This window comes from Variovorax sp. CAN15, assembly GCF_030462475.1.
Taxonomy (GTDB): Bacteria; Pseudomonadota; Gammaproteobacteria; order Burkholderiales; family Burkholderiaceae_C; genus Variovorax.
The window spans coordinates 1-21,396 of the sequence record NZ_JASMRZ010000085.1; the positions used below are offsets into that span (position 1 = coordinate 1).

Sequence of the window (21,396 nt, forward strand, 5' to 3'; positions counted from 1 at the left end):
GCCAGGGAGCAGACCCGCAAGACAGGCGCCAAGGCCGATCCAACCGACGCCACCGATTGACGACTACTGCTCGTAGCAAGGCGCTACGGGCTACGCCCTTCGCGCCTTATGAGTTCGATCACAAGAAGCGAAAGGAGGTCACAGAACAAGGCAAGACATACACTTATCCACAGTCGACCATTGCTGCGTCGGCTTCCACCCCTGGCTCACGATTCAAGCGGCGCGGTGGCTCAGTTCTACTTCGGCGCGGACACTCCAAGAAACAACTAGCACACTTCAGGCGGTCGCCGAGGAATGGCTTTCTCATCAGGCGGGACGCTGGGAGGCCAACACATTGGCGCGTACCCGAGCCTCACTGGAGGCAGATGTCTTTCCTGCACTTGGCAGCACGCCCATCGCAGAAATCACCACACGGCAGGTCATGGAAGTAGTTAAGAAGATCGAAGCGCGCGGCGCCGGAGAAATCGCAATGCGAGTTCTGCAACGCATCAAGGCGATCTACCGCTATGCCACCACACACCAGCACATTGATCGTAACCCGATGGGGGACCTTGTCCCTTCCGAAATTCTGAAGCCAAGGCGCGTTCAGCATCGAGCCGCGCTGGGACCTGCTGATCTGCCTGAATTTCTCTCCAAGCTGGACGCCTATCAAGGCGACCCGCACACCGTTCATGCCCTAAGACTATTGATGCTCACCGCCGCACGACCAGGCGAAATTCGGAGTGCCTGTTGGACTGAATTCGACTTGGCGGCCAAGTTATGGCGCATTCCCGCTGAACGCATGAAGATGCGAACAGAGCACGTGGTCCCGCTTTCAGCTCAAGCCATTGCTGTCGTCGAGTCCATGAAACCAATGAGCGGCCATCGAGACCTCGTATTTCCGAGCCCCTTCTATCCGTCGAAGCCTCTCAGCGAGAACACGTTCAATAGCGCGATGGCTCGGATGGGCTACAAGTACTTGGCAACCGCACACGGCTTTCGGGCGCTTTTCTCGACGGTAGCCAACGAAGCCGGCTGGAACGCGGATGCCATCGAACGTCAGCTTGCGCACGCGGAACGAGACCAAGTACGTGCTGCGTACGATCGCGGAAGCCGCTTGCCTGAGCGAGTCAAGTTGATGGAATGGTGGGCGAACTATCTCGACAGCCGGCGCGTCGGAAAAGTGGTCCCCTTACATCAGCTCGCAGCCTGACATCAGTGGATTGACTCGTCAACGTGGCGCCGCCCGATCTCGCTGGCAAACCAGCGGAAGATACTCGAACCGATGAGGCTTGGGTCTGTCCCCATGCAAGAGGTGCAATTGCAGCACCTGTCAAGACCGGAAGGGAAGCAGCGCTGTCGCGCATGCGAACTTCCAGCATCGCGAGCAGTGCACGCAGCGCGGCGCTATTCTGGCGGCGCTGTGTGTAGGCTGCATAGAGCCAGATGTCGCTGGGCATGAAATCCTGGAGAACCGGGACCAGGTGAGCGCCGTCCACGTAGGGTTGCGCAAGCAGGTCGGGAACGCACACCGCGCCGATATCCGCCAGTGCTGCGCCAATCAACGCACTCGCATCGTTGGCGTCCATGCGTCCCCGGATGGGCACGTTGTACGGCTGGCCGTCCACTTCGAATGCGATCTGTGGAGGCCCTGGCGTGACGGAGTATGCGAGGACGTCGTGCTTTCGCATGTCATCGGGCTCTAGCGGGATGCCGCGCCGCGCCCAGTAGCGCGGCGCGGCGCAAAGTGTGAGCCCCATCCGGCGCAGGCGCCGCACGATCAGGTTCTCGTCGCCGATCCGCCCGAACCGCAAGGCGATGTCTACTCCCTCGTCGACAAGATCGATCATGCGGTTGCTCAGTTTCAGGTCGAATTGCACGTCGGGATAGCAAGTGAGGAAGTCTCCCAGCAGGCGCGGAAACGCCGTCTGGACCATTCCGTGGGGCGCGGTGATCAACAGGCGACCGCTGGGGTGCGAGCCGCGTGCCTGCAGTTCGCTCGTGGTCTGCTCGATCATCTCCATCAAGGGCGCACATCGCGCCTGCAGCAACCGGCCTGCGTCGGTGAGGGAGACCGAGCTGGGGTCTACTGAATGATCATCTGAAAGGCCCATCGATACTGGAGCCAATCTTTAATTTCAAGAATTTGTTCCCCGAGTTGTTCCCCGGTTTAGGAGCCGCTGTCGATCTCGTTGATGGCTTATCACCTGCTCGGAACAGAACTAATCTAACGGCCACAAGATCGGCGAAAGCCGCGTACGCCTTTCCGTGATGGGTTAAACCAAACTGCTGCAATCTCGCAACACATCGCTTGCAGTCGACCGGTCGGAGGGCGATGCCCGTTTCGGGATCGATCCAAGACTGCGAGCAGGTTTGCATTGCGCGAAGTTGAGTTGGGCTGATCGAACTGCGTACGGGATGTCGAGATATTGGTGTGGACTGGAGCGCCCGCCACAAAACATCCCGACGGCCAGCTTCGCTGCCTTGCATCGCCAGCGCGCTGGCGATGCAAGGCAATCACCGGAGATCAAGTAGTCGCCACAATCCTGGACTCGCTAGCTCAACATTGGCACGTCTACAGGGGGCAGGTCATGCTGCACGCACAAAACATCGGCAGCCACAGTTTTGATCATTCTCGTCGAGTCGCCGTCGCCTCGCGAAGCAGGGCCGCCTACCTCCCCTCTATGGGCGCGGCGGTGTCACCCAGTGCACAGATTGCGGAAAACAAAGTGTTGCGCCTCAGCATCAAGGGATAACCATTATCAATTTTTCTTAAGTTGAAGCTGACGGTCGTGTGCTGCAGCAATGTGGTGCATCAGGCTGCGTACATAAGGTGCGAAATTGCTCTCGGAACTTCTGCCAATAGGACTCGGACTTCAGGATGCGCCAGGTCAGTGCAATCCAACCAAAGTTTCAAACTTCCACTGTGACGCACTCATACGTTTGCCCTCATCCATGCGATTGCCTTGAGTGATCACGATGCCACTTGCTTGCATTGATCAACCAAAGGGCCACGAGTGACCATGCGAGTTCCTTTGTTCCGGTGGAGTAGATCCCATGATTAATTTTTCGCGCCGTGTAGTGGTCCTTTTTCTCTCGCTCAGCGCCGCGGCCGCTATGCCGGCAACTGCACAAACGCCAGCACTCATCAAGCTCGTAGTTCCCTATCCGCCGGGAGGGAGTGTCGACACGATGGCCCGTCTGCTGGCGCAGCCCCTTTCCGATGAACTCAAGACGTCCGTGGTCGTCGACAATCGGCCAGGCGCAGGTGGGCGGATTGCAGCCTCGCAACTAAAGCGAGACACCGCCGACGGCAGTGTGATTCTTATCGCACCGAATGCACTGACAACGATCCAGTCGCTCACTTATGCAGGGAAGATCGACTACAGCGTCACGCGGGACTTCACTCCCGTTTCACGTCTCGCGTCCTATCCTTTTGGTGTTGCAGTACCCACGAACTCCCCGGCAAAGTCCGTCCCTGACCTGCTGAGGGCCATGAAGGCCAACCCCTCCGTGGCATCCTATGGCACATCCGGAGCCGGAGGTATGGCCCACTTTGCAGCGATCGCGCTCGGCAAGGAAGCGGGTGTCGACTGGACTCATGTGGCCTTCAAAGGTGGCGCGCCGCTGGTCACAGACCTCATCGGCGGTCACATTCCGGTGGGCGTGGATACATTGGTCGATCAGATCGAGCACCAGCGAGGAGGAAAGATTCGTATCCTGGGCATCTTCAGTCCTCATCGCTACGCGCTGGCACCGGAGATTCCCACGCTGGCTGAACAGGGACTGAAGGTGGCACCCGTGGAGGGCTGGTTCGGCGCATTCGTTCCCGCACGCACACCGAAGGAAACCGTTGCGCGCATCGATGCAGCGATCGCCAAGGTCATCCAGGAAAAGGATTTCAAAGCCAGACTGAACAAGCTCATGCTGGAGCCGAGCTATCTTCCCTCGCAGGAGTTCACGAAGCTCCAAGTGGCAGAACTGCAGCAGTGGGAGCCTGTTGTGAAGGCCTCGGGCTTCACACCCGATTGATCATCGAGGCGATGCCGGCAAGCCGGCGTCATACTTCACGTGCGGCGCGTCTCCAGCGCGCGAGCAAGCCGCGAGAACGACTTGAGCATGGACACCAACTGAGTGGCTTCGCGGCCAAGGCGCCGCCCCGCCTTGAAGACGATTCCAACTTGATAGGCCAGATCCACCTGCTCCTTGATTCTGATCTCGGACAAGTTCCCGATGGCTAGCGGGTGTTGAAGCAGCACGGACGGCAGACGGGCCACGCAATCCGATTCGAGAAGCATCGAGATGGCGCCGAACAGCGAATCCGAAACTGCCGCGAATCGCGGGCTACCAAGCTGATGCCGGAGGAACAATTCTTGGACGCTTTCGTCATGCTGTCCCGCCATACTAGGGTTTCCGACGACGATCCACTCGCTCGCCGCAAGATCTCGCACTGAGCGGGCCGCACCGAGGGGATGCCCCTTGCGCGCAGCGATGGCAGCCCGGCCTTCATAGAGAAAGTGGATGGTCAGATCACCGGATTCGAATGACTCCGGTAGTCGGGTGACCGCAAGATCCAGTCTGTTGTCCCGGATGCCTGCAAGCAGTTCCGACGTCGAACGTTGAGTGATGTGAATTGTCGTGCTCGGAAACGCCAGTCGAAAATCCTTGAGGACCGCCGGCGCCAAACGCAGCGAGGGATCGATGGAAACCCCCAATCGGATCTGACCTGTTGCCGGCCGATTGACGTTCTGCAGCCATTCCTCGGCTCTCTCTGCCTCTTGCAGAATGGCTCTGGCTTGGACAACAAACTCCTCCCCCACGGGAGTCAACAGAACTCCCTTGGCAGTGCGCTGCAAGAAGGTGACAGAGTACTCAGCTTCGAGATTGGCAAGGCTCTTCGTAAGACCTGCCTGCGAGACATCCAACGCTCTGGCCGCTGCGCGATATCCGCCATACGCAACAACGGCGAGGAGATCTCTTAACTGCTGCAAAGTCATCGTTCTGCAATAGTAGTCCGAAGCGATAACCATAGGCAATCACGAAGTGCTGCAAGCGATGGCAATCCTGCGTCACCTCAAGCATATTCGTTGAATGACCTCTCCTGTTTCCTACCCCGATCACATCGCCGCCATCAAGCCCTACATTCCGGGCAAACCCATCAGCGAAGTCGCGCGGCTTCTGCCGGGTGCGCGAATCGTCAAGCTTGCTTCCAATGAGAACCCACTTGGCGCCAGCCCCAAGGCCATGGAAGCTCTCGCCCAAGCCCAGATCAATCTGTCGCTGTACCCAGACAACGATTGCGCAGATATGGTGTCGGCTATCGCTCAGTTCCACGGCGTGGACCGCGAGACGGTCGTCGTTGGTGCGGGCTCCGAGAGCATCATCGGCACCTCGGTTTCGACCTTGCTTTCGATCGGCAGGCGAACCTCCTTTTCTCAATATTCCTTTCAAGCCTACGTGAACGCGGCTCAGCGCGTAGGAGCAACCCCTTTGCAAGTGGCTTCGCCGGATTTTCACGTCGACCTCTCCGGCCTGCGGCAGACGCTGGCACAAGACCCGACGCTGATCTATATAGCCAATCCTGGAAATCCGACCGGGACCTGCGTGGATCCGATGGAGCTTGAGTCATTCATCCGTTCGGTTCCGTCCCATGTCGTGGTACTGCTCGACGAGGCTTACTACGAATACATGCCAGCAGATCGGCGGCTGGACTCGATCCGGCTGGCGACCACGTTGCCAAACGTCCTGGTCACCCGGACCTTCTCCAAGGCGTACGGTCTTGCAGGGCTGAGGATCGGGTACGGCATCGCACACCCCGGTCTCGCTGCAATGCTGCGCCGAGTGAGGGCACCATTCACCGTCTCCGAAGCGGCTCAGCGAGCAGCGATCGCAGCGCTTGATGATCAGGATTTCCTCACTCGAACGGTGGAGACGAATGCTCGCTCCAAGGCGGCCATGCAAGAAGGCTTGACGGCATTGGGGCTGACGGTCATCAATTCGCACACGAATTTTTTTCTTGTAAAGGTGGCGGATGGAGCGAACTGGGCTCATCGCCTCGAACAGCGTGGCCTGATCGTTCGTCCCGTAAGTTCGTACGGCCTCGGCGAGTGGATTCGGATCAGCATTGGCACGATGGAAGACACGCAACTGCTCATCGAAGCATGCAAGGCTGAACTGGGCAAGCCGGCGGTGACTGCAGCCTAGCCGGGGCAGTTATCTTGAAGTGCTGCCGCCTCCAGTGCTCGATAGAGAGGAGAAAATCTTTTGCCGGTGCCGTCGAAAGACGGTAGTACCGAAAGATCCTTCTCGCTTGACTGCTGGCACAAGGTATCGCCGCAAGACGCGCTCTGATCGGTCCGGTCTTTCCTCTGGGCGTAGGCAGGTCGAAATGCCAGCCCTATTCGACCCGGGCGCCAGAAGCGCGCACCACGGGAGCCCAGCGCTTCACTTCATCTTTCATGAAGCGCGCCAGCTCGGCGGGACTTGAACCTACCGCCTCCGCGCTCAGCTCATCCATTCGCCTGCGCATTGCCGGATTCTTCAGCGCGAGCAAGGCGGCGCCATTGAGTCGGTCCACAACGGCCTGCGGCGTGTTGGCAGGCGCCAGCAACGCGTTCCACGTCGCGACAAGAAATTCAGGGAATCCAGCCTCGGAAGAAGTGAGGGTTTCCGGAAGATTGGTGAGCCGCTGCGGCGTGGTGACTGCCAGGGCGCGCAACTTCCCCGACTGGATATGGGGTAGCAGCGCGGGCACAGTGTCGTAGACGATGTCGATGTTTCCCGCCAGCAGATCTTGCAGTGCAGGCGCGGCCCCTTTGTACGGGACATGCGTGGATTGCACGTGTGCCTGGGTGTTGAACATTTCTCCCATGAGATGGCTTACCCCGCCAACGCCTTGGCTACCGAAAGTCAACTTGCCAGGATCCCTTCGCATTGCATCGGCAAGTTGCCGCAAGGACTTGTACGGCGAAGAGGCCTGAACTACGACTACTCCACCTACACGCGCGATCAAGGAGATGGGTGCAAAGCTTCGTATCGGGTCATAGGGCAGCTTCGCATAAAGAGCCGGATTGATCGCGTGCGTAGATACGGTCGCCATCAGGATGGTGTATCCATCCGTAGGTGACTTGGCAACGACATCGGAACCCAGACTTCCCCCGGCGCCCGCACGGTTGTCGACAATCACGGGCTGCCCCAACGCGGCCCCCATCTCCGCCGCCACGAGTCTGGCCACGATGTCGGTCCCTCCGCCAGCGGCGAAGGGGACGATCATCTTGACTGGCCGCTGCGGATAGCTCTGAGCGGCATGCACAGCGGGAGCGAGCAAGCCAGCCGCGGTGGCTGCGAGGAAATTTCTTCTAAGCATTTTTTACCTGTGCATGGCACCAAGAGCCTGAATCAAGCTCCGTGCAGGGAGCGGTACCGTAAGAGATCCTCGATCCCGAATCGGCCGTTTTCTCGTCCGAAACCAGACCATCCCCATCCGCCAAACGGCGTCGCAAGGTTTTGCGCCGCACCATTGATCACTACCTGGCCAGTCTTCATATCTCGGGCAACCGCGAGGGCTCGGAGAGGGTCTGCTGACCACACCGCGCCAGACAGTCCGTAACGGGTCGAATTGGCCAACGCCACAGCCTCCCCCTCCGAGTCATAGGAAATCACCGAGAGGACGGGGCCAAAGACTTCCTCCTGAGCAATCTCCATGTCGGACCGGACATCCGAGAAAACGGTTGGCAAGACATAGCAGCCCCGAGCGAGGTGTTCCGGCATCTTGTCCCCACCTAAGACAAGACGAGCACCCTGCTCACGTGCATGAGCGATCATGCTCAGTACGCGCTCCTGCTGACCGCGGCTCGCCACGGGCCCCAAACGTGTCCGCATATCCAGCGGATTTCCGATCGGCCACTGCGTCAATGCGGCTTCAAGGCGTTCTTCAATCTGACCGAGCAGTCCGCGCGGTGCGATGAGGCGCGATTGGCTCACGCACGCTTGCCCGGAGTTGGCCATGCTCAAGCGAACCACGGCGGCCAGAGCCGCGTCCAGATCCGCATCATCGAGAAGGACCGCAGCAGACTTTCCGCCCAACTCGAGCGTGACTGGTTTCAGATCTTCCGCCGCCGCGATCATGATGCGGCGGCCGACGGCCGTGGACCCGGTGAAGCTGATGTGGTGAACATCGGCATGCCGAACGAGCCTTTCGCCAACGTCGGGACCGCCCCAAACCAGGTTCACCACGCCGGGAGGAATGCCGGCAGAGTGGACTGCCTCCATGAACACCTGCGCGGCCCCCGGGGACACCTCGCTCGGCTTCAAGACGACCGAACACCCGGCAGCAATCGCCGGTGCGACCTTGGCGACGATCTGATGCAGCGGAAAGTTCCAGGGCGTGATTGCGGCAACGATTCCAGCCGGTACCCTTTCAACCTTCCCATTGCCGATCTGCTCGGTCCAGATGATCTGCTCGATACCGTCTCTCGCGAACTCCAGGCCCTTCAAGGCCATCGGAAGCTGCATGAGCTGGCCCAGCCAGACAGGACATCCCATTTCAAGGGCCAGCGCCGAGACCGCCTGATCGACACGCTTGTGAAGCTCTGCATGCAGACGAGTCAGGGCTTCGCTGCGTTCTTCCTGCGAAGACCGGGACCACAGTTGAAAACCAGCGGAAGCACTTCTGACAGCTTGATCGACGTCCTCCGGCGAGCAGGGGACAACTTCGCCAATGACACGCCCGGTCGAAGGGTCCGCCACGGGCATTGCAGCGCCACCGCCGGATCTAACGAAAGCGCCATCGGCATAGAAGCTGTCATAGGATCTCATCGTGCAGCCTCGCACAGCGGATTGGCTGGTGCCGCCGGACCGCTCATTCCCTTCATGGGTTGAAGCCGCAGGAGGTGCCACGGGCTCGGCATCACGCCCACCTTCGCTTCGATCAGTACAGGCCCAGGATGTGCATTCGCTTCGCGCACTGCCGCCTCCAACTGCGACGGCGAGCCAACCGCCTGGAACGCGACACCGAAAGCGCGCGCCAGCAATTCGAAATCTGGATTGGTCAGGTCAACACCGACTTCCGCGCCGAACTCCCGCTTCTGGATGGCGCGGACATTGCCATAGTGCCCGTCGTTGAAAACGATCAACGTAATGGGAAGCCGATAGCGTTGCGCAGTCGCCAGCTCCTGCATGTTCCAACCGAAGCCTCCATCGCCAGTGATGGAGACGACCCTGCGGCCTGCTGCACCGACCGCTGCGCCCAGCGCAACGGGAAAACCGTAGCCCAATGTGCCCTGATACCCTGGTCCGATGTAGGTGCGCGGTGCATGCACGGGGAATGCGATTCGGGCCAGATAGCCGACCTGAGTCAGCTCGTTGACGAAAACACCGTCGTGCGGCATCGCTCTGCGGATTGCTCGCACATAGGATGCTTGCGGCTCGACCGAGTCGATCTGACCCTGCGCCCAGGCCTTGACCGACTCTGCGCTTTCATTGGACAAGCGGACATTCGCTTTGACTCGTTCTGCGAGTTCGCGCAAGGCCGGCAGCGCATCGGCCACAAGAGAGACCTCGGGCGTCCTCGGTGCACCCAAGTCCGCTTCATCGATATTGATGTGGATGTACCGCACCTTTCCGGCGGGCCACGAAGCTGTGGGAGTGAGCACGTCCACGAACCGGCTGCCGACGACGAGCACCACATCAGCATGCTCGAACACCGCGCGTCCTGCCAGCGCGTTCATCGCCAGCGGATGGTTGTCGTCAAGGGCGCCCCTTCCGTTGTCGCTCATGACAACTGGTGCACCGATCCGTTCTGCAAGGCGCTGCAGTTCGGCGTGAGCCCCACTTGCGATCACGCCGCCACCTACATAGATCACTGGGAAGCGTGCTCCGTCCAACAGTTTGGCCGCGCCTTGAATCTGAATCAGATCTTCCGGGCTCAGCGTGGTTGACGGTTGTGCGGCATCTGCGGCTCTTGGATCGATGCTGGCCGACGCACTGAGATAGTCATGCGGAATTTCCAGGCCAACCGGACGCGGGCGACCGCGATCAAGTTCGCGAAATGCGTTGTCCAGAGAGACGCGGATATCGGAAGGCGCGGTGACCATGTGATTCCATTTGGTCAGCCCTCGAACGAAGCCAGACTGGTCCTTGATCTCGTGCAGCAAACCGCAGCCCTTGCCAATGCCGCTGGAATGAATTTGACCGGTCACGAAAAGGACCTTCGAGTTAGACGCATAGGCCGTCGCCAACCCCGCGCCGGCATTGAGCGCTCCGGGGCCTGGCACCACCATGGCGGCACCGACCTTGCCGGTCACGCGGTAGTAGCCGTCTGCCATGTAGGTAGTCGTTTGCTCGTGTCGCGGAATGAACAGACGGATTTCCTCGCTTCGCTGGCGCAATGCGTCAACGGCCCAGTCGAGCTGAATGCCTGGAATCAGAAAGAGATCCTTGATGCCGTGCTTGATCAGGCCATCGACCAATGCTTGGCCCCCGGTGGATTGCGGTTTGGCGGTCATGTGTATATCGCGTGAAGTGAAAAGGTATGGGGAGGAAAAAAAGTCGAGCGCAAAACTTTGACTCCGCGCTCGAAGGGAAAGCAGGCGTCCGGCCGAACTGGGGCAATCACCTCGCTCATTCGGCCTTGGCTCCGGTCGACTTGACGACGGCGCCCCATTTCTTGGACTCGGATGCAATCCAGGTCGCGAACTGGGCCGGCGTGCTAGCGACAACCTCGAACTCCATGTCTTGAAGCCGCGCAGTGATCTCCGGGGAATTCAGAATCTTGACGAGCTCGGCGTGGTAGCGGTCAATGATCGGCTTGGGCGTTCCCGCCGGAGCGAGCAATCCAACCCAGCTGGTGGCTTCGAGATCTCTATAGCCGAGTTCCATGAGCGTGGGAATTTCGGGAGAGCTCCGGAACCGCTTTTCTCCCGTTGTTGCCAGCAGCTTCAGCCGCCCGGTGGCCACGAATTGCTGGACATTTCCGGGCACCATGAATGCGACATGCACATTGCCTGCAAGCAGGTCCGTCACGGCGGGAGTGGCACCCCGATAGGGGATGTGCGTGACATTGATACGCGCCGCCGCCTTGAGCATTTCCATCGTCAGATGGGAAGCACTGCCCATGGCCACTGAGGCATAGGAATATTTGCCCGGACTCGCCTTGGCCTTGGCGATGAACTCCTTGGCGGTGGAGAAATCCGCCGCGGGTCCCGCCACCAGGTACTGCGGTGACTTCACCGCCAGCGTGATCGGCGCCAGATCCGTCTTCGGGTCGAAGGGCATCTTCTCGAAGAGCGACGGATTGATGGCCAGTGGCCCGTTGTACCCTACGAGCAGCGTGTGCCCATCGGGCGGAGCTTTCGCGACGAACTCCGCGCCGATGTTGCCCCCTGCGCCGGGTTTGTTGTCGACGATCACAGGCTGGCCCAATGCTTCCTGAAGCTTCGGTGCGATCAGCCGAGCCAGCGCATCATTGGTGCTGCCTACGATCGGCACCACGATCTTGATCGGCTTCGACGGCGCCCATTCCTGAGCCATCGAAGGAAAGGACAAGGCCAGAACCATCATCCCAAGCCAAGCGGCGAATGCTCTGAGCATCATGACGCATCCTCCTATTTCGCGGGTGGAGGCATCTGCGAAATGAGGTCACCCCATTTCCTGGATTCACCGGCGATGAACTGACCGAAGTCCTGCGGATCCATGTAGGCAGGCTCTGCAGCTAAATTCGAGATTTGGTGACGCACCTCCTGGTTGGACAGCGCCTTCTGCAGTGCACCGGAGAGCTTCGCCTTCACATCGGCCGGGGTCTTTGCGGCGACAAAAAGCCCCATCCACGCGGGCGCTGCATATCCCTTCAAACCTGCCTCAGCAATCGTCGGAAGCTCCGGGGCAACCTTGCTTCGCTCCGCACTGGTCACACCCAGTGCAACGAGTTTTCCCGCCTTGATGTGGGGGTAGGCAGACGTGAGGTCGACGACGGCGACCGGCACGACGCCGCCAAGCAGATCGGTGACCGCAGGGCCGCTTCCGCGATAAGGCACCGCCGAGATGGAGACATTACCCATCTTCGCGAGCAGTTCCCCCGACAGATGCTGGGATGTGTACTGTCCAGGAGTTGCGTACGAGATCTTGCCGGGCTTTGCTTTCGCATCGGCCAGGAACGCCTGCAGGTTGCCGTACCCGGCGGAGCCGGAGGCTACGACGACCAGCGGGATGTCGGCCATCTTTCCGAGGGGAGACAGATCGCTCTGCGGCTTCAAAGGCGGCGCATCTGGCAGATGAGAATTCACCGCGATAGCACCCGTGGCCCCCAGGCCGATGGTGTAGCCGTCCGCGCTTGCGCGTGCCACCGCCATCAGCCCCAAGGCGCCGCCTGCGCCTGGCTTGTTGTCGACGACAACCGGCTGGCCCAACAGCTGGGACATCTCCTTGCCGACCACGCGTGCGATGGCGTCGGCAGAAGCCCCAGGAGCGAACGGCACGACCAGGGTGATGGGTTTCGAGGGAAACTGCTGCGCGCTCGCTGTCGCGAAGGCAGCGGACGAAAGGGCGAACGTGGCGATCAGACGCCAGATTGAAGTTTTCATGGTTTGTCTCCTGGGTTTTCTTATTCGGGCTGGAGGTTGGCGGCCTTGGCCACCTTGGTCCAACGCGCAATGTCACTGGCGATGCGCTTGGACAGCGCGGATGCATCGGTATCACCGGGGTCCATGCCCTGCGCGTGCATCTTGTCCACCATGTCCTTTTCCTTGAGGATCTCGGCCACCGAGGCGCGCAGCTTGATAAGCACCGGCTCGGGCGTCCCTTTCGGGGCCATCAATGCAGTCCAGATGGGGACGTCGTAGCCGGGGAACCCTGATTCAGCTACCGTGGGAATGTCCGGGAAGACGGCCGAGCGCTTGCCGGTCGTCACCGCCAATGCCTTGAGCTTGCCCGCCTTGACCTGGGGCATTACGGCGGCGCTGTCGAGGATCCCGACTTGGACCTCTCCCCCCAAAAGCGCTGCAACCACCGGGCCCGAGCCGCGGTAGTTGACGTGGTTGAACTTGACGTTCGACGCGCTAGAAAGCGTCTCGGCAACCAGTTGAAACGACGAGGAAGCCACACCGTGGTCAAGCATGCCGTCCTTGGTCTTCTTGCTGTAGCTGAGCAGCTCCGAGAGACTCTTCACAGGCAGGCCTGCGGGGACCGTCACGACAAGCGGAAATGAGCCGAGCAGCGCGATCGGTTCGAAATCTTTGACAGAGTCGTATCCGATGCTCTTCATGAGCACCGGATTCACTGTCAGCCCTCCACTGGATGACACAAGCAGCGTGTAGCCATCCGGCTTGGCTTTCGCCACGAAGTCGGTGGCAACGGCTGAGTTCGCGCCAGGCTTGTTGTCGACCACGAACGCCTGCTTCAGGCGGTCTTGAAGTTTGGCCGCAACCAAGCGGGCCAGGATGTCGTTGGTGCCGCCAGGGGCGAAGCCCACGACGATCTTGACAGCCTTGTCGGGGTACTCCTGTGCAGCCGCGAGCGGCGGAACTCCAAGAAAAGTAGTGGTAGCGAGCGTGCTGCCAAGAATGCGCAGGATGATCCTGCGCGAGTGTGCCGGTGGCTTATGCATTGCGTTTGTCTCCGTTGGGCCGGTAGGGGCGACGTAATCAATCCATGTCCGCAGGGTGGATCGATAGTCCATTTTATGGACATCGTTCGACTTGCGTCAAATTCTGATCATGTCGTCCGCCTGGCGGACAAATCGCAGGCAACTGATTTAATTCATGAGACAGCAGCCTCCTTGCTTCCATAGCCCAGCATTGCCGACAGACTCTGGGCTTCCGTCTGCAATAGCTTCGTGATCTGCTTGAGACGCGCGCCGTCCAACCTGACTTCGGGTCCGAACACCCCGATCGAGCCGGCGACTTGGGCATGCCTGTCAAAGAAGGGGACTGCGACAGCCACCGCGCCGGGAATCAGTTCGCTATGGCTGCTTGCAAATCCCCGTTTCCGGGTCTGCACCAGCTCCGCCTCCAACTCCTTGACGTTGACTTTGGTGCCCTGCACGTAGTCACGCAGTTCTTCGGAACTCGCCTCCATGTAAGCCAGGATTGCGCGCCCTGTCGCCCCGAGGGCGATGCGCTCGGTGTAGCCAACTCCACGCTTGAAATTCAGGGGCTGCGGACTTGGCAACTCGGCCACGCACAAGCGCAGTTCGCGCTGCGGAATGAACATGGCCACCGTCTCGTTGGTGGTCCGCCAAATCCGTCTCAAGACTGGCTCAGCCACGGCTGCGAGATCCAGGCTTGACGTCCACACATGCGCAAGCCGAGCGACCGCAGGACCGAGCCGAAAGCGCTGGGGCTCGCCAACAGAGACAAGAAATCCCTGCTCCTCCAGGGTGTAGAGCAACCGATACAGCGTCGGCCGCGACAGGTCTACGCGCTTGAGCAATTCGGACGGTGAAAGCTCGAAATCCTGCGCCGTGAATGCCAGCAGGATTTCCAGCGCACGTCCTACAGCGCGCACGTTTTCGTTCTTTTCCGCAGTAGCCAAGGGAACTCCTCTCAATTTTGATGGGCGAGGTCATATTGTCCGCCACATGGACAAGTTGACCCAAAACCAAAAAAGTCCATACAATGGATTTCAAGTCCATTGAGCGGACAAAAAAGGAGACCCACCATGAGTTCGATCGTCCCGGTCACGTTGCTCTTTTCAGACGGCGTCGCGCATCGCTTGGACGTGCCGTGCGGCAAGAAAATCGTCGAAGCTGCTAGCGAGGCCGGACTGAATCTCCTGACAGACTGTTCCAATGGACAGTGCGGCACCTGTACCGCACAACTCCTCTCGGGTACGGTGGAGATGGAGGACTACGACACAGCAGTACTGCCTGACGAAGACCGCGACGCCGGCACCGTCCTGCCCTGCGTCTGCCGCGTGACCGGTCCCTGTGCAGTCGAGCTCCCCTACGAGTCCGCGGAAGCACTCGCAGAAGAGCCCGCCCCCATCGATGGCGAGGTTGTCGCTGTCAGTCGGATCGCGAGCGAGACCATGCGGCTCGAAATCTCCATTCCTGAGAGCATTCAGTTTGAACCGGGGCAGTACGTCCGCATTCACCCGGCGGGCACCGATTTCCATCGCTCGTACTCGATGGCCAATCTGCCTGGCAGCAACCATCTGGAGTTCTTCGTCCGCCTTGTGCCTGATGGTTCGTTCTCCAACTGGCTGAACGGCGCCAAGGCGGGCGACAAAGTCGAGTTGAGCGTTCCCCATGGGACGTTCTTCTTGCGCGATGAAGAACGCCCACGACTCTTCGTCGCGGGTGGCACCGGCGTAGCCCCCTTTCTTTCCATGTTGCGCAGCATGAATGGAAAGAGCCAGAGCCAGCCGACCACGGTGCTGATTGGTGCTCGCACCCCCGGGCACCTGTTCGCGCTGGACGAACTCAAGGCACTTCGTGAAGCAGTGCCACATGTGCAGGTAAGGCTGGCTGTGGAGCAAGACGCGAATGCGGAGTGCCATGAAGGCTATGCGACCGATCTCATCTCCGGCCTTGGCCTCGACCCTGCCACCAGGGTCTACCTCTGCGGTCCACCGCCGATGGTCGAAGCCGGCCGCAAGGCCGCGGAAGCGGCTGGCCTGCCTAAGCAGGACGTGCTCTGCGAACGATTTGCCTGATTACCCAGCCCTCGCTCAATCCCAACCGAGATAACCCATGATTCCGATCACTACCGAATCCCGCTACAACGCGATGATCAACCTGCGCAAGGGCGAGATCAGCCGCGAAATCTTCTCCGACAAGGAGATCTACCAGGAAGAACTGGAGAAGGTCTTTACCCGTGCGTGGCTGTTCGTCGGCCACGAGAGCCAAGTGCCCAATCCCGGTGACTTCTTCACCTCCCGCATGGGGGGTGAGTCGGTGATCCTGGCTCGCGACAAGAAAAAGAAAGTCCACGTGTTCCTGAACTCGTGCCGCCATCGCGGGATGAAGGTCTGCCAGTACGACCACGGCAACACGCAGATGTTCACCTGCCCGTATCACAGCTGGAGCTACACCACGGACGGCAAGCTGTTCGGCGTGCCCCAATACAAGAACCTCTACGAAGGCTGCTTGGAAAAGGAAGACTGGTCGCTGATCGAAGTGCCGAAGATGGAAATCTACAAAGGCACGGTGTGGGCAACCTGGGACAAGGACGCGCCGGACTTCATGACGTACCTTGGCGATGCCAAGATGCACCTGGATCTCGCGCTCGACTGCAGAGACGGCCGCGAAGGCGGCTCTGAGGTGCTGTTCGGCGTGCACAAGTGGATCATCCCGTGCAACTGGAAATTCGCAGCGGAGAACTTCCTCGGCGACACCTATCACAACGTCAGCCACCGCTCCGTGGACATGATCGGTATCGGCCCCTCCGCTGAAGCGGGCGCCAAAGGTCGCCGCGATAATGAGCTGGAGAAAGCCAAGCATCTGTGGGTGAACTTCCCTGCCGGCCACGGCGTCCACAGCGCGATCATGCCCGAGACATGGGAGTTCCTGGACACCTACCAGAACAACCCCATCGTCGCCGAATACTTCCGGGAGGCTCACGCCAAGCGCAAGGAACGGCTCGGCGCCGAACAACATCGGCTTGTGCCATTCGTCGGCACGATCTATCCGAATGTCTCGTTCCACGGCAACCAGCCGCGCAACCTGTGCGTATGGCATCCGCATGGTCCCGAGTCGACAGAAGCCTGGCGCTTCTTCCTTGTGGACGCTGACGCACCCCAGGAAGTCAAAGACTTCCTGCGCACCTATTACATGCGCTATTCCGGTCCGGCTGGCATGACGGAGCAAGACGACATGGAGAACTGGAACTACGCCACGGCGGGCAGCCGCGGGGTGATTGCCAAGCGCTACCCGTACAACTATGCCCAGTCGCTGGGCAAGGTCGAGGTCAACAGCCCTGTGGCAGGCAATGTGAGCTTGCAGGTCAGCGAAGAAAACCCGCGGCAGTTCTATCGCCGTTGGCGCGACTACATGAATGGTGCCGATTGGGACACCCTGCTGGGACGCAAGGACAAGGAGCCGGCGAGCTTCGCCGCCTGATCATGGGCGTTGTTATCGTCACTGGCGGCACGTTCGGCCTGGGTCAATCGATCACGGTCGAGCTCGCCAAACGGGGGCATCAGGTCGTGGCCTTTGGCTTGGCTCAGCCGCAGGTATCCAGTACCGCTCACGGTTTCGACCATGTGAAGGCTGAGCTCAAAAGCGTGGACTGCGAGGCCGAGGTTCTGGAGGCGGACGTCTCCAATCCGGCGGACGTCCAGAAGGTCGTCGAGCACACGCTCAAGAAGTATGGCGCGATCAATGGCTTGGTCAACAACGCGGCGATCGGACCGCTGGGAACGGTCCTCACGACAGACGAGTCGACATTCGATCGCATCGTGGACGTGAACCTCAAGGGCACCTACTTGATGTCGCGCGCCGTCCTGCCTCACATGATCCGCGCCGGCGGCGGCTCGATCGTCAACATCGGTTCCGGTGCAGGCTGGGGAAAGCCCAACATGGCGATCTACAGCGCCAGCAAGGGGGCCATCGTCGCCTTGAGCACCGCCATGGCATATGACCACTTCCATGATCACGTCCGTGTCAACGTCGCGATTCCAGGAGGGGGCGGCATCGTGTCCGGCATGAGCGTTGGCCGCGTGGGCGGAGATGTAAACGCCTTCAAGAGCAAACCGGCGCCCGGAACAGTCGCCGGCCGTCCGGCCAATGGGCGAGACCTCGCCAACGCCGTCGCGTTTCTGCTTTCCGAAGATGCAGCGGCAATCTCGGGAACCGTCATTGACGTCGGCTGCTTCGCTCACCAGGGCGGCCCCATTCCAGTCACCCACTGACCCCCAAATACCAGGAGAAATCATGTCTGAACTCGCAGAACCGGTGGTTGAACTCGCCACCCGTCTTTCGCGCGACGCCAAATACTACGAAGTCAAGCGCGAGATCGAGGAGTTCCTCTACGACGAGGCCAACCTGCTGGACGACCGGCAGTTCAAGGAGTGGATCGACACACTCGCGGAGGACCTCGAGTACTTCATGCCCATGGAGTACAACGTCAAGGCGGGCGAACACGCTCGCCGCGAGCTCACCACGCGTGAGAAGCAGATGAGCTGGTTCAACGAAGGCAAGTGGACCCTGACCAAGCGCGCAGAGCAGATCATGACCGGCGTGCACTGGGCCGAAGAGCCCTTGTCTCGCGTCAGCCGCCTCGTGAGCAACGTGCAGCTCACGGCCATGCAGGCCAACGGCGACGGCGATCTGGAGGTCGATGTGTCGAGTCGCTTCCTGACCTACCAGAACCGTTGCGAGTATGAACAATACTTCTTCGTGGGTGACCGAAAGGATCGAATCCGCAAGACTGCTGACGGCTGGAAGCTCTGCCGACGCGAGATCCGCATTCACCAGAATGTGCTTCTGGCCAAGAACCTCAGCATCTTTTTCTGAGGAGGTTCACGCCATGCTCAATCTCATGAGTGTCAAGCCGGGACAAGGTATCCGGCTGAAAAACGGCACGGTGGCTGAAGTCGTCGAGAACATCGGTGACGGAATCTGGCTGATGCTGCGCAACCCCGAAAGCGGAGACGACGAGCTCGTCCACTGCGAAGAAATGGTGGAGTTGGCCGAGCTGGCGGCCGATTGACACCACCGTCAACCAATGACTCGATGGCCGCGTCCGTGGCCCGCGGAGATCTGAGTGTGAATCCCCACGACTATCAATTTGCATTTGCACCGTACCGCCTGACCGGCACGGTCTACGGTCCCCTTCTGAACGACCGCAACTCACTCGAAGCACTGGGTGAGAGTGCGTTGCACCCCCCCTACAAGGCGCCCCCTCAGGCGCCGGTGCTGTATGTCAAGCCACGAAACACGTTCCGTCTTTCCGGCATGAATGTCGCCACGACAAAGACGATTCCCGAGTGGGAGGTCGGTGGCTCGCTCGCCTTGATCGTCGGACGCACCGCTTGCCGCATTTCCGCGGGCGATGCACTGGACTACATCGCCGGCTACACCGTGGCGATCGACTTGAGCGTACCTCATGCAAGCTTCTACCGCCCCGCCATCCGATTCAAGGCCAGGGATGGATCACTGATCCTGAGCAATGGCGTTGTGTCAAGCGCAAGCATCGTAGATCCCAACGCATTGACCTTGAGAACCTATCTCGACAACAAGCTTGTTCAAGAGGGGAGTCTCGACGCAATGATCCGACCAGCGGCACAACTTCTGGCAGACGTCACGGATTTCATGACGCTGTCCCCTGGAGACATCTTGCTGCTCGGTGTACCGAATGGTGCGCCGCGCGCACGTGCGGGACAGGACGTCGCAGTCGAGATCGACCAAGTCGGAACCGCACATGCCAGCTTCGTTGGAGGTGCTGAATGAAACGCGCACGCGTCGCCTATGCAGGCGCTATCCACGAGGCAATTCCTCATTCAGATGGGTTGCTTCTCGCCGATGGCCGGATCGTCGGCGAAGAATCCGTGGTCTGGCTTCCTCCTTTCGAAGTCGGCACCATCATCGCTTTGGGTCTCAACTACGCCGACCACGCCAAGGAACTGTCGTTCGGAGCGCAGGATGAGCCTTTGGCCTTCCTCAAGGGCCCTGGCAGCGTGATCGGACATCGAGCTGTGACCAGGCGCCCTGCAGACGTCAAGTTCATGCACTACGAGTGCGAACTCGCCGTCGTGATCGGCAAGGAGGCACGCAATGTCAATCGCGCCAACGCAATGGAACATGTGGCCGGCTACACGGTGGCAAATGACTACGCGATCCGGGACTACCTTGAGAACTGGTATCGCCCCAACCTGCGCGTCAAGAACCGCGACGGCGGCACCGTACTAGGCCCCTGGTTTGTCGATGCAGCCGATATCGGAGAGAAGGTAGAGCTACAGCTGCGCACGTTAGTTAACGGACAAGTGACGCAGCAAGGCAATACGCGCGACTTCGTGTTCGACATTCCGTACCTCATCGAATACCTGAGCGCGTTCATGACGCTCTCTCCGGGCGACGTCATCCTCACAGGGACGCCCGAGGGCGTGGTCGACGTCAAGGTCGGGGATGAGGTCGTTTGCGAGATCGACGGCATCGGTTGTCTCGTGAACACCATCGCTGGCGACGAACTCTTTGGTCGCCAAGGCGCCCCCATTTGAAACCATTGGAATCACACATGCGAGTTGATCATCTCATCGGCGGCAAGTCCGTCGCCAGCAACGAATACTTCGAAACCGTCAACCCCGCCACGCAGGAAGTGCTGGCCGAAGTCGCCTCGGGCGGCGAAGCCGAGGTGAATGCGGCCGTGGCCGCCGCCAAGGAAGCCTTCCCCAAGTGGGCCGGCATGCCCGCGCCGGAGCGCGCGAAGCTCATCCGCAAGCTCGGCGACCTGATCGCAAAGAACGTGCCCGAGATCGCGCAGACGGAGACCAACGACTGCGGCCAGGTCATCGCCCAAACCGGCAAGCAGCTGGTGCCGCGCGCGGCCGACAACTTCTACTACTTCGCCGAGATGTGCACCCGCGTGGACGGCCACACCTACCCCACGCCCACGCACCTGAACTACACGCTGTTCCACCCGGTGGGCGTGTGCGCGCTCATCAGCCCGTGGAACGTGCCCTTCATGACGGCCACCTGGAAGGTCGCGCCCTGCCTGGCCTTCGGCAACACCGCCGTGCTGAAGATGAGCGAGCTCTCGCCGCTGACGGCCGCGCGCCTCGGAGAACTGGCGCTGGAGGCCGGCATTCCGCCCGGCGTGCTGAACCTGGTGCACGGCTACGGCAAGGAGGCCGGCGAGCCGCTGGTGAGCCACCCCGACGTGCGCGCCATCTCGTTCACCGGCTCCACCGCCACCGGCAACCGCATCGTGAAGAGCGCGGGCCTGAAGAAGTTCAGCATGGAGCTCGGCGGCAAGAGCCCCTTCGTGATCTTCGAGGACGCCGACCTCGACCGCGCGCTCGACGCGGCCGTGTTCATGATCTTCAGCAACAACGGCGAGCGCTGCACCGCCGGCTCGCGCATCCTGGTGCAGCAGTCGATCTACGCCGACTTCGCCGCGAAGTTCGCCGAGCGCGCGAAGCGCATCACCGTGGGCGACCCGCTGGACGAGAAGACCATCGTCGGCCCGATGATCTCGCAGGCCCACCTGGCCAAGGTGCGCAGCTACATCGAGCTGGGCCCGAAGGAAGGCGCCACTTTGCTGTGCGGCGGCCTCGAAGGCCCGGCCAACCTGCCCGATCGCGTGAAGAAGGGCAACTACGTGGTGCCCACCGTGTTCGCCGACGTGGACAACCGCATGAAGATTGCGCAGGACGAGATCTTCGGCCCGGTGGCATGCCTGATTCCGTTCAAGGACGAGGCAGATGCCATTCGCCTGGCCAACGACATCCAGTACGGCCTGAGCAGCTACGTGTGGACCGAGAACA

20 protein-coding genes are annotated in these 21,396 nt (G+C 60.4%); 11 read left to right on the top strand and 9 right to left on the bottom strand.

From position 1 onward, the window contains the following. Positions 1-211: 211 nt before the first annotated feature. Positions 212-1,192 carry a tyrosine-type recombinase/integrase gene (locus QMO14_RS28765; RefSeq protein ID WP_301511386.1) on the top strand — a complete coding sequence of 327 codons (981 nt, stop codon included), beginning with the start codon at positions 212-214 and terminating at the stop codon, positions 1,190-1,192. Here QMO14_RS28765 and QMO14_RS28770 read toward each other — a convergent pair. Further along, positions 1,110-1,997 carry a substrate binding domain-containing protein gene (locus QMO14_RS28770; protein ID WP_285414370.1) on the bottom strand — a complete coding sequence of 296 codons (888 nt, stop codon included), beginning with the start codon at positions 1,995-1,997 and terminating at the stop codon, positions 1,110-1,112. The two genes, QMO14_RS28765 and QMO14_RS28770, sit on opposite strands and share 83 nt — an antisense overlap. Before the next feature lie 1,039 nt (positions 1,998-3,036). On the opposite strand from QMO14_RS28770, the gene QMO14_RS28775 reads away from it, so the two are divergent. Further along, positions 3,037-4,011: a tripartite tricarboxylate transporter substrate binding protein gene (locus tag QMO14_RS28775; RefSeq protein ID WP_285414369.1), complete on the top strand. Its 975-nt coding sequence runs from the start codon at positions 3,037-3,039 to the stop codon at positions 4,009-4,011. Between the two features lie 35 nt (positions 4,012-4,046). Here QMO14_RS28775 and QMO14_RS28780 read toward each other — a convergent pair whose 3' ends face one another. Beyond that, complete coding sequence (locus QMO14_RS28780) at positions 4,047-4,976, bottom strand: LysR family transcriptional regulator (protein WP_285414368.1); 930 nt, start codon at positions 4,974-4,976, stop codon at positions 4,047-4,049. Between the two features lie 94 nt (positions 4,977-5,070). Between QMO14_RS28780 and hisC the strand changes: the two genes are divergently transcribed. Then, on the top strand, positions 5,071-6,183 hold the full coding sequence (gene hisC, locus QMO14_RS28785) for a histidinol-phosphate transaminase (RefSeq protein ID WP_285414367.1): 1,113 nt from the start codon (positions 5,071-5,073) through the stop codon (positions 6,181-6,183). A gap of 193 nt (positions 6,184-6,376) precedes the next feature. Here the strand turns inward: hisC and QMO14_RS28790 are convergent, their stop codons facing one another. The 7 genes from QMO14_RS28790 to QMO14_RS28820 form a co-directional block, all read right to left on the bottom strand. Next, entirely contained in the window at positions 6,377-7,213 is an 837-nt protein-coding gene (locus QMO14_RS28790) for a tripartite tricarboxylate transporter substrate binding protein (RefSeq protein ID WP_301511382.1), read from the bottom strand. A gap of 164 nt (positions 7,214-7,377) precedes the next feature. Continuing rightward, positions 7,378-8,796: an aldehyde dehydrogenase family protein gene (locus QMO14_RS28795; RefSeq protein WP_285414364.1), complete on the bottom strand. Its 1,419-nt coding sequence runs from the start codon at positions 8,794-8,796 to the stop codon at positions 7,378-7,380. Further along, positions 8,793-10,484 carry a thiamine pyrophosphate-dependent enzyme gene (locus tag QMO14_RS28800; RefSeq protein ID WP_301511383.1) on the bottom strand — a complete coding sequence of 564 codons (1,692 nt, stop codon included), beginning with the start codon at positions 10,482-10,484 and terminating at the stop codon, positions 8,793-8,795. Before QMO14_RS28800 ends, QMO14_RS28795 begins: the two co-directional genes overlap by 4 nt. 115 nt (positions 10,485-10,599) lie before the next feature. Beyond that, positions 10,600-11,571: a tripartite tricarboxylate transporter substrate binding protein gene (locus tag QMO14_RS28805; protein WP_285414362.1), complete on the bottom strand. Its 972-nt coding sequence runs from the start codon at positions 11,569-11,571 to the stop codon at positions 10,600-10,602. Between the two features lie 11 nt (positions 11,572-11,582). Further along, positions 11,583-12,557 (bottom strand): tripartite tricarboxylate transporter substrate binding protein, encoded by a 975-nt coding sequence (locus QMO14_RS28810; RefSeq protein WP_285414361.1) that lies wholly within the window; start codon positions 12,555-12,557, stop codon positions 11,583-11,585. 20 nt (positions 12,558-12,577) lie between these two features. Further along, entirely contained in the window at positions 12,578-13,579 is a 1,002-nt protein-coding gene (locus tag QMO14_RS28815; RefSeq protein WP_285414360.1) for a tripartite tricarboxylate transporter substrate binding protein, read from the bottom strand. 152 nt (positions 13,580-13,731) lie between these two features. Then, the gene (locus tag QMO14_RS28820) at positions 13,732-14,505 is read right to left on the bottom strand and encodes an IclR family transcriptional regulator (protein ID WP_184605424.1); all 774 of its coding nucleotides are present in this window, start codon (positions 14,503-14,505) and stop codon (positions 13,732-13,734) included. A gap of 126 nt (positions 14,506-14,631) precedes the next feature. On the opposite strand from QMO14_RS28820, the gene QMO14_RS28825 reads away from it, so the two are divergent. The 8 genes from QMO14_RS28825 to hpaE all read left to right on the top strand — a co-directional run. Further along, positions 14,632-15,627 carry a 2Fe-2S iron-sulfur cluster binding domain-containing protein gene (locus tag QMO14_RS28825; RefSeq protein ID WP_184605425.1) on the top strand — a complete coding sequence of 332 codons (996 nt, stop codon included), beginning with the start codon at positions 14,632-14,634 and terminating at the stop codon, positions 15,625-15,627. A gap of 37 nt (positions 15,628-15,664) precedes the next feature. Further along, positions 15,665-17,032 (top strand): aromatic ring-hydroxylating dioxygenase subunit alpha, encoded by a 1,368-nt coding sequence (locus QMO14_RS28830; RefSeq protein ID WP_184605426.1) that lies wholly within the window; start codon positions 15,665-15,667, stop codon positions 17,030-17,032. A gap of 2 nt (positions 17,033-17,034) precedes the next feature. Then, a complete protein-coding gene (locus tag QMO14_RS28835; protein WP_285414358.1) occupies positions 17,035-17,823 on the top strand; it encodes an SDR family NAD(P)-dependent oxidoreductase in 789 nt (262 codons plus the stop codon). A gap of 22 nt (positions 17,824-17,845) precedes the next feature. Then, positions 17,846-18,427 (top strand): 3-phenylpropionate/cinnamic acid dioxygenase subunit beta, encoded by a 582-nt coding sequence (locus QMO14_RS28840; RefSeq protein WP_184605428.1) that lies wholly within the window; start codon positions 17,846-17,848, stop codon positions 18,425-18,427. A gap of 13 nt (positions 18,428-18,440) precedes the next feature. Beyond that, positions 18,441-18,623, top strand: coding sequence for a hypothetical protein (locus QMO14_RS28845; RefSeq protein WP_184605429.1), 183 nt, complete (start codon positions 18,441-18,443; stop codon positions 18,621-18,623). A gap of 56 nt (positions 18,624-18,679) precedes the next feature. Next, the gene (locus QMO14_RS28850; RefSeq protein ID WP_285414357.1) at positions 18,680-19,363 is read left to right on the top strand and encodes a fumarylacetoacetate hydrolase family protein; all 684 of its coding nucleotides are present in this window, start codon (positions 18,680-18,682) and stop codon (positions 19,361-19,363) included. Continuing rightward, a complete protein-coding gene (locus QMO14_RS28855; protein WP_285414356.1) occupies positions 19,360-20,130 on the top strand; it encodes a fumarylacetoacetate hydrolase family protein in 771 nt (256 codons plus the stop codon). Before QMO14_RS28850 ends, QMO14_RS28855 begins: the two co-directional genes overlap by 4 nt. A gap of 17 nt (positions 20,131-20,147) precedes the next feature. After that, positions 20,148-21,396 (top strand): 5-carboxymethyl-2-hydroxymuconate semialdehyde dehydrogenase (gene hpaE / locus QMO14_RS28860; protein WP_301511384.1); only part of this gene is annotated, 1,249 nt, incomplete at its 3' end.

What these genes read in the sequence shown, in the direction of transcription:
- QMO14_RS28805 (WP_285414362.1), bottom strand. Translation starts at nt 11,571, where the DNA reads ATGATGCTCAGAGCATTCGCCGCTTGGCTTGGGATGATGGTTCTGGCC.
- QMO14_RS28780 (WP_285414368.1), bottom strand. Translation starts at nt 4,976, where the DNA reads ATGACTTTGCAGCAGTTAAGAGATCTCCTCGCCGTTGTTGCGTATGGC.
- hisC (WP_285414367.1), top strand. Translation starts at nt 5,071, where the DNA reads ATGACCTCTCCTGTTTCCTACCCCGATCACATCGCCGCCATCAAGCCC.
- QMO14_RS28830 (WP_184605426.1), top strand. Translation starts at nt 15,665, where the DNA reads ATGATTCCGATCACTACCGAATCCCGCTACAACGCGATGATCAACCTG.
- QMO14_RS28825 (WP_184605425.1), top strand. Translation starts at nt 14,632, where the DNA reads ATGAGTTCGATCGTCCCGGTCACGTTGCTCTTTTCAGACGGCGTCGCG.
- QMO14_RS28800 (WP_301511383.1), bottom strand. Translation starts at nt 10,484, where the DNA reads ATGACCGCCAAACCGCAATCCACCGGGGGCCAAGCATTGGTCGATGGC.
- QMO14_RS28835 (WP_285414358.1), top strand. Translation starts at nt 17,035, where the DNA reads ATGGGCGTTGTTATCGTCACTGGCGGCACGTTCGGCCTGGGTCAATCG.
- QMO14_RS28775 (WP_285414369.1), top strand. Translation starts at nt 3,037, where the DNA reads ATGATTAATTTTTCGCGCCGTGTAGTGGTCCTTTTTCTCTCGCTCAGC.
- QMO14_RS28795 (WP_285414364.1), bottom strand. Translation starts at nt 8,796, where the DNA reads ATGAGATCCTATGACAGCTTCTATGCCGATGGCGCTTTCGTTAGATCC.
- QMO14_RS28855 (WP_285414356.1), top strand. Translation starts at nt 19,360, where the DNA reads ATGAAACGCGCACGCGTCGCCTATGCAGGCGCTATCCACGAGGCAATT.
- QMO14_RS28845 (WP_184605429.1), top strand. Translation starts at nt 18,441, where the DNA reads ATGCTCAATCTCATGAGTGTCAAGCCGGGACAAGGTATCCGGCTGAAA.
- QMO14_RS28810 (WP_285414361.1), bottom strand. Translation starts at nt 12,557, where the DNA reads ATGAAAACTTCAATCTGGCGTCTGATCGCCACGTTCGCCCTTTCGTCC.
- QMO14_RS28840 (WP_184605428.1), top strand. Translation starts at nt 17,846, where the DNA reads ATGTCTGAACTCGCAGAACCGGTGGTTGAACTCGCCACCCGTCTTTCG.
- QMO14_RS28815 (WP_285414360.1), bottom strand. Translation starts at nt 13,579, where the DNA reads ATGCATAAGCCACCGGCACACTCGCGCAGGATCATCCTGCGCATTCTT.
- QMO14_RS28770 (WP_285414370.1), bottom strand. Translation starts at nt 1,997, where the DNA reads ATGATCGAGCAGACCACGAGCGAACTGCAGGCACGCGGCTCGCACCCC.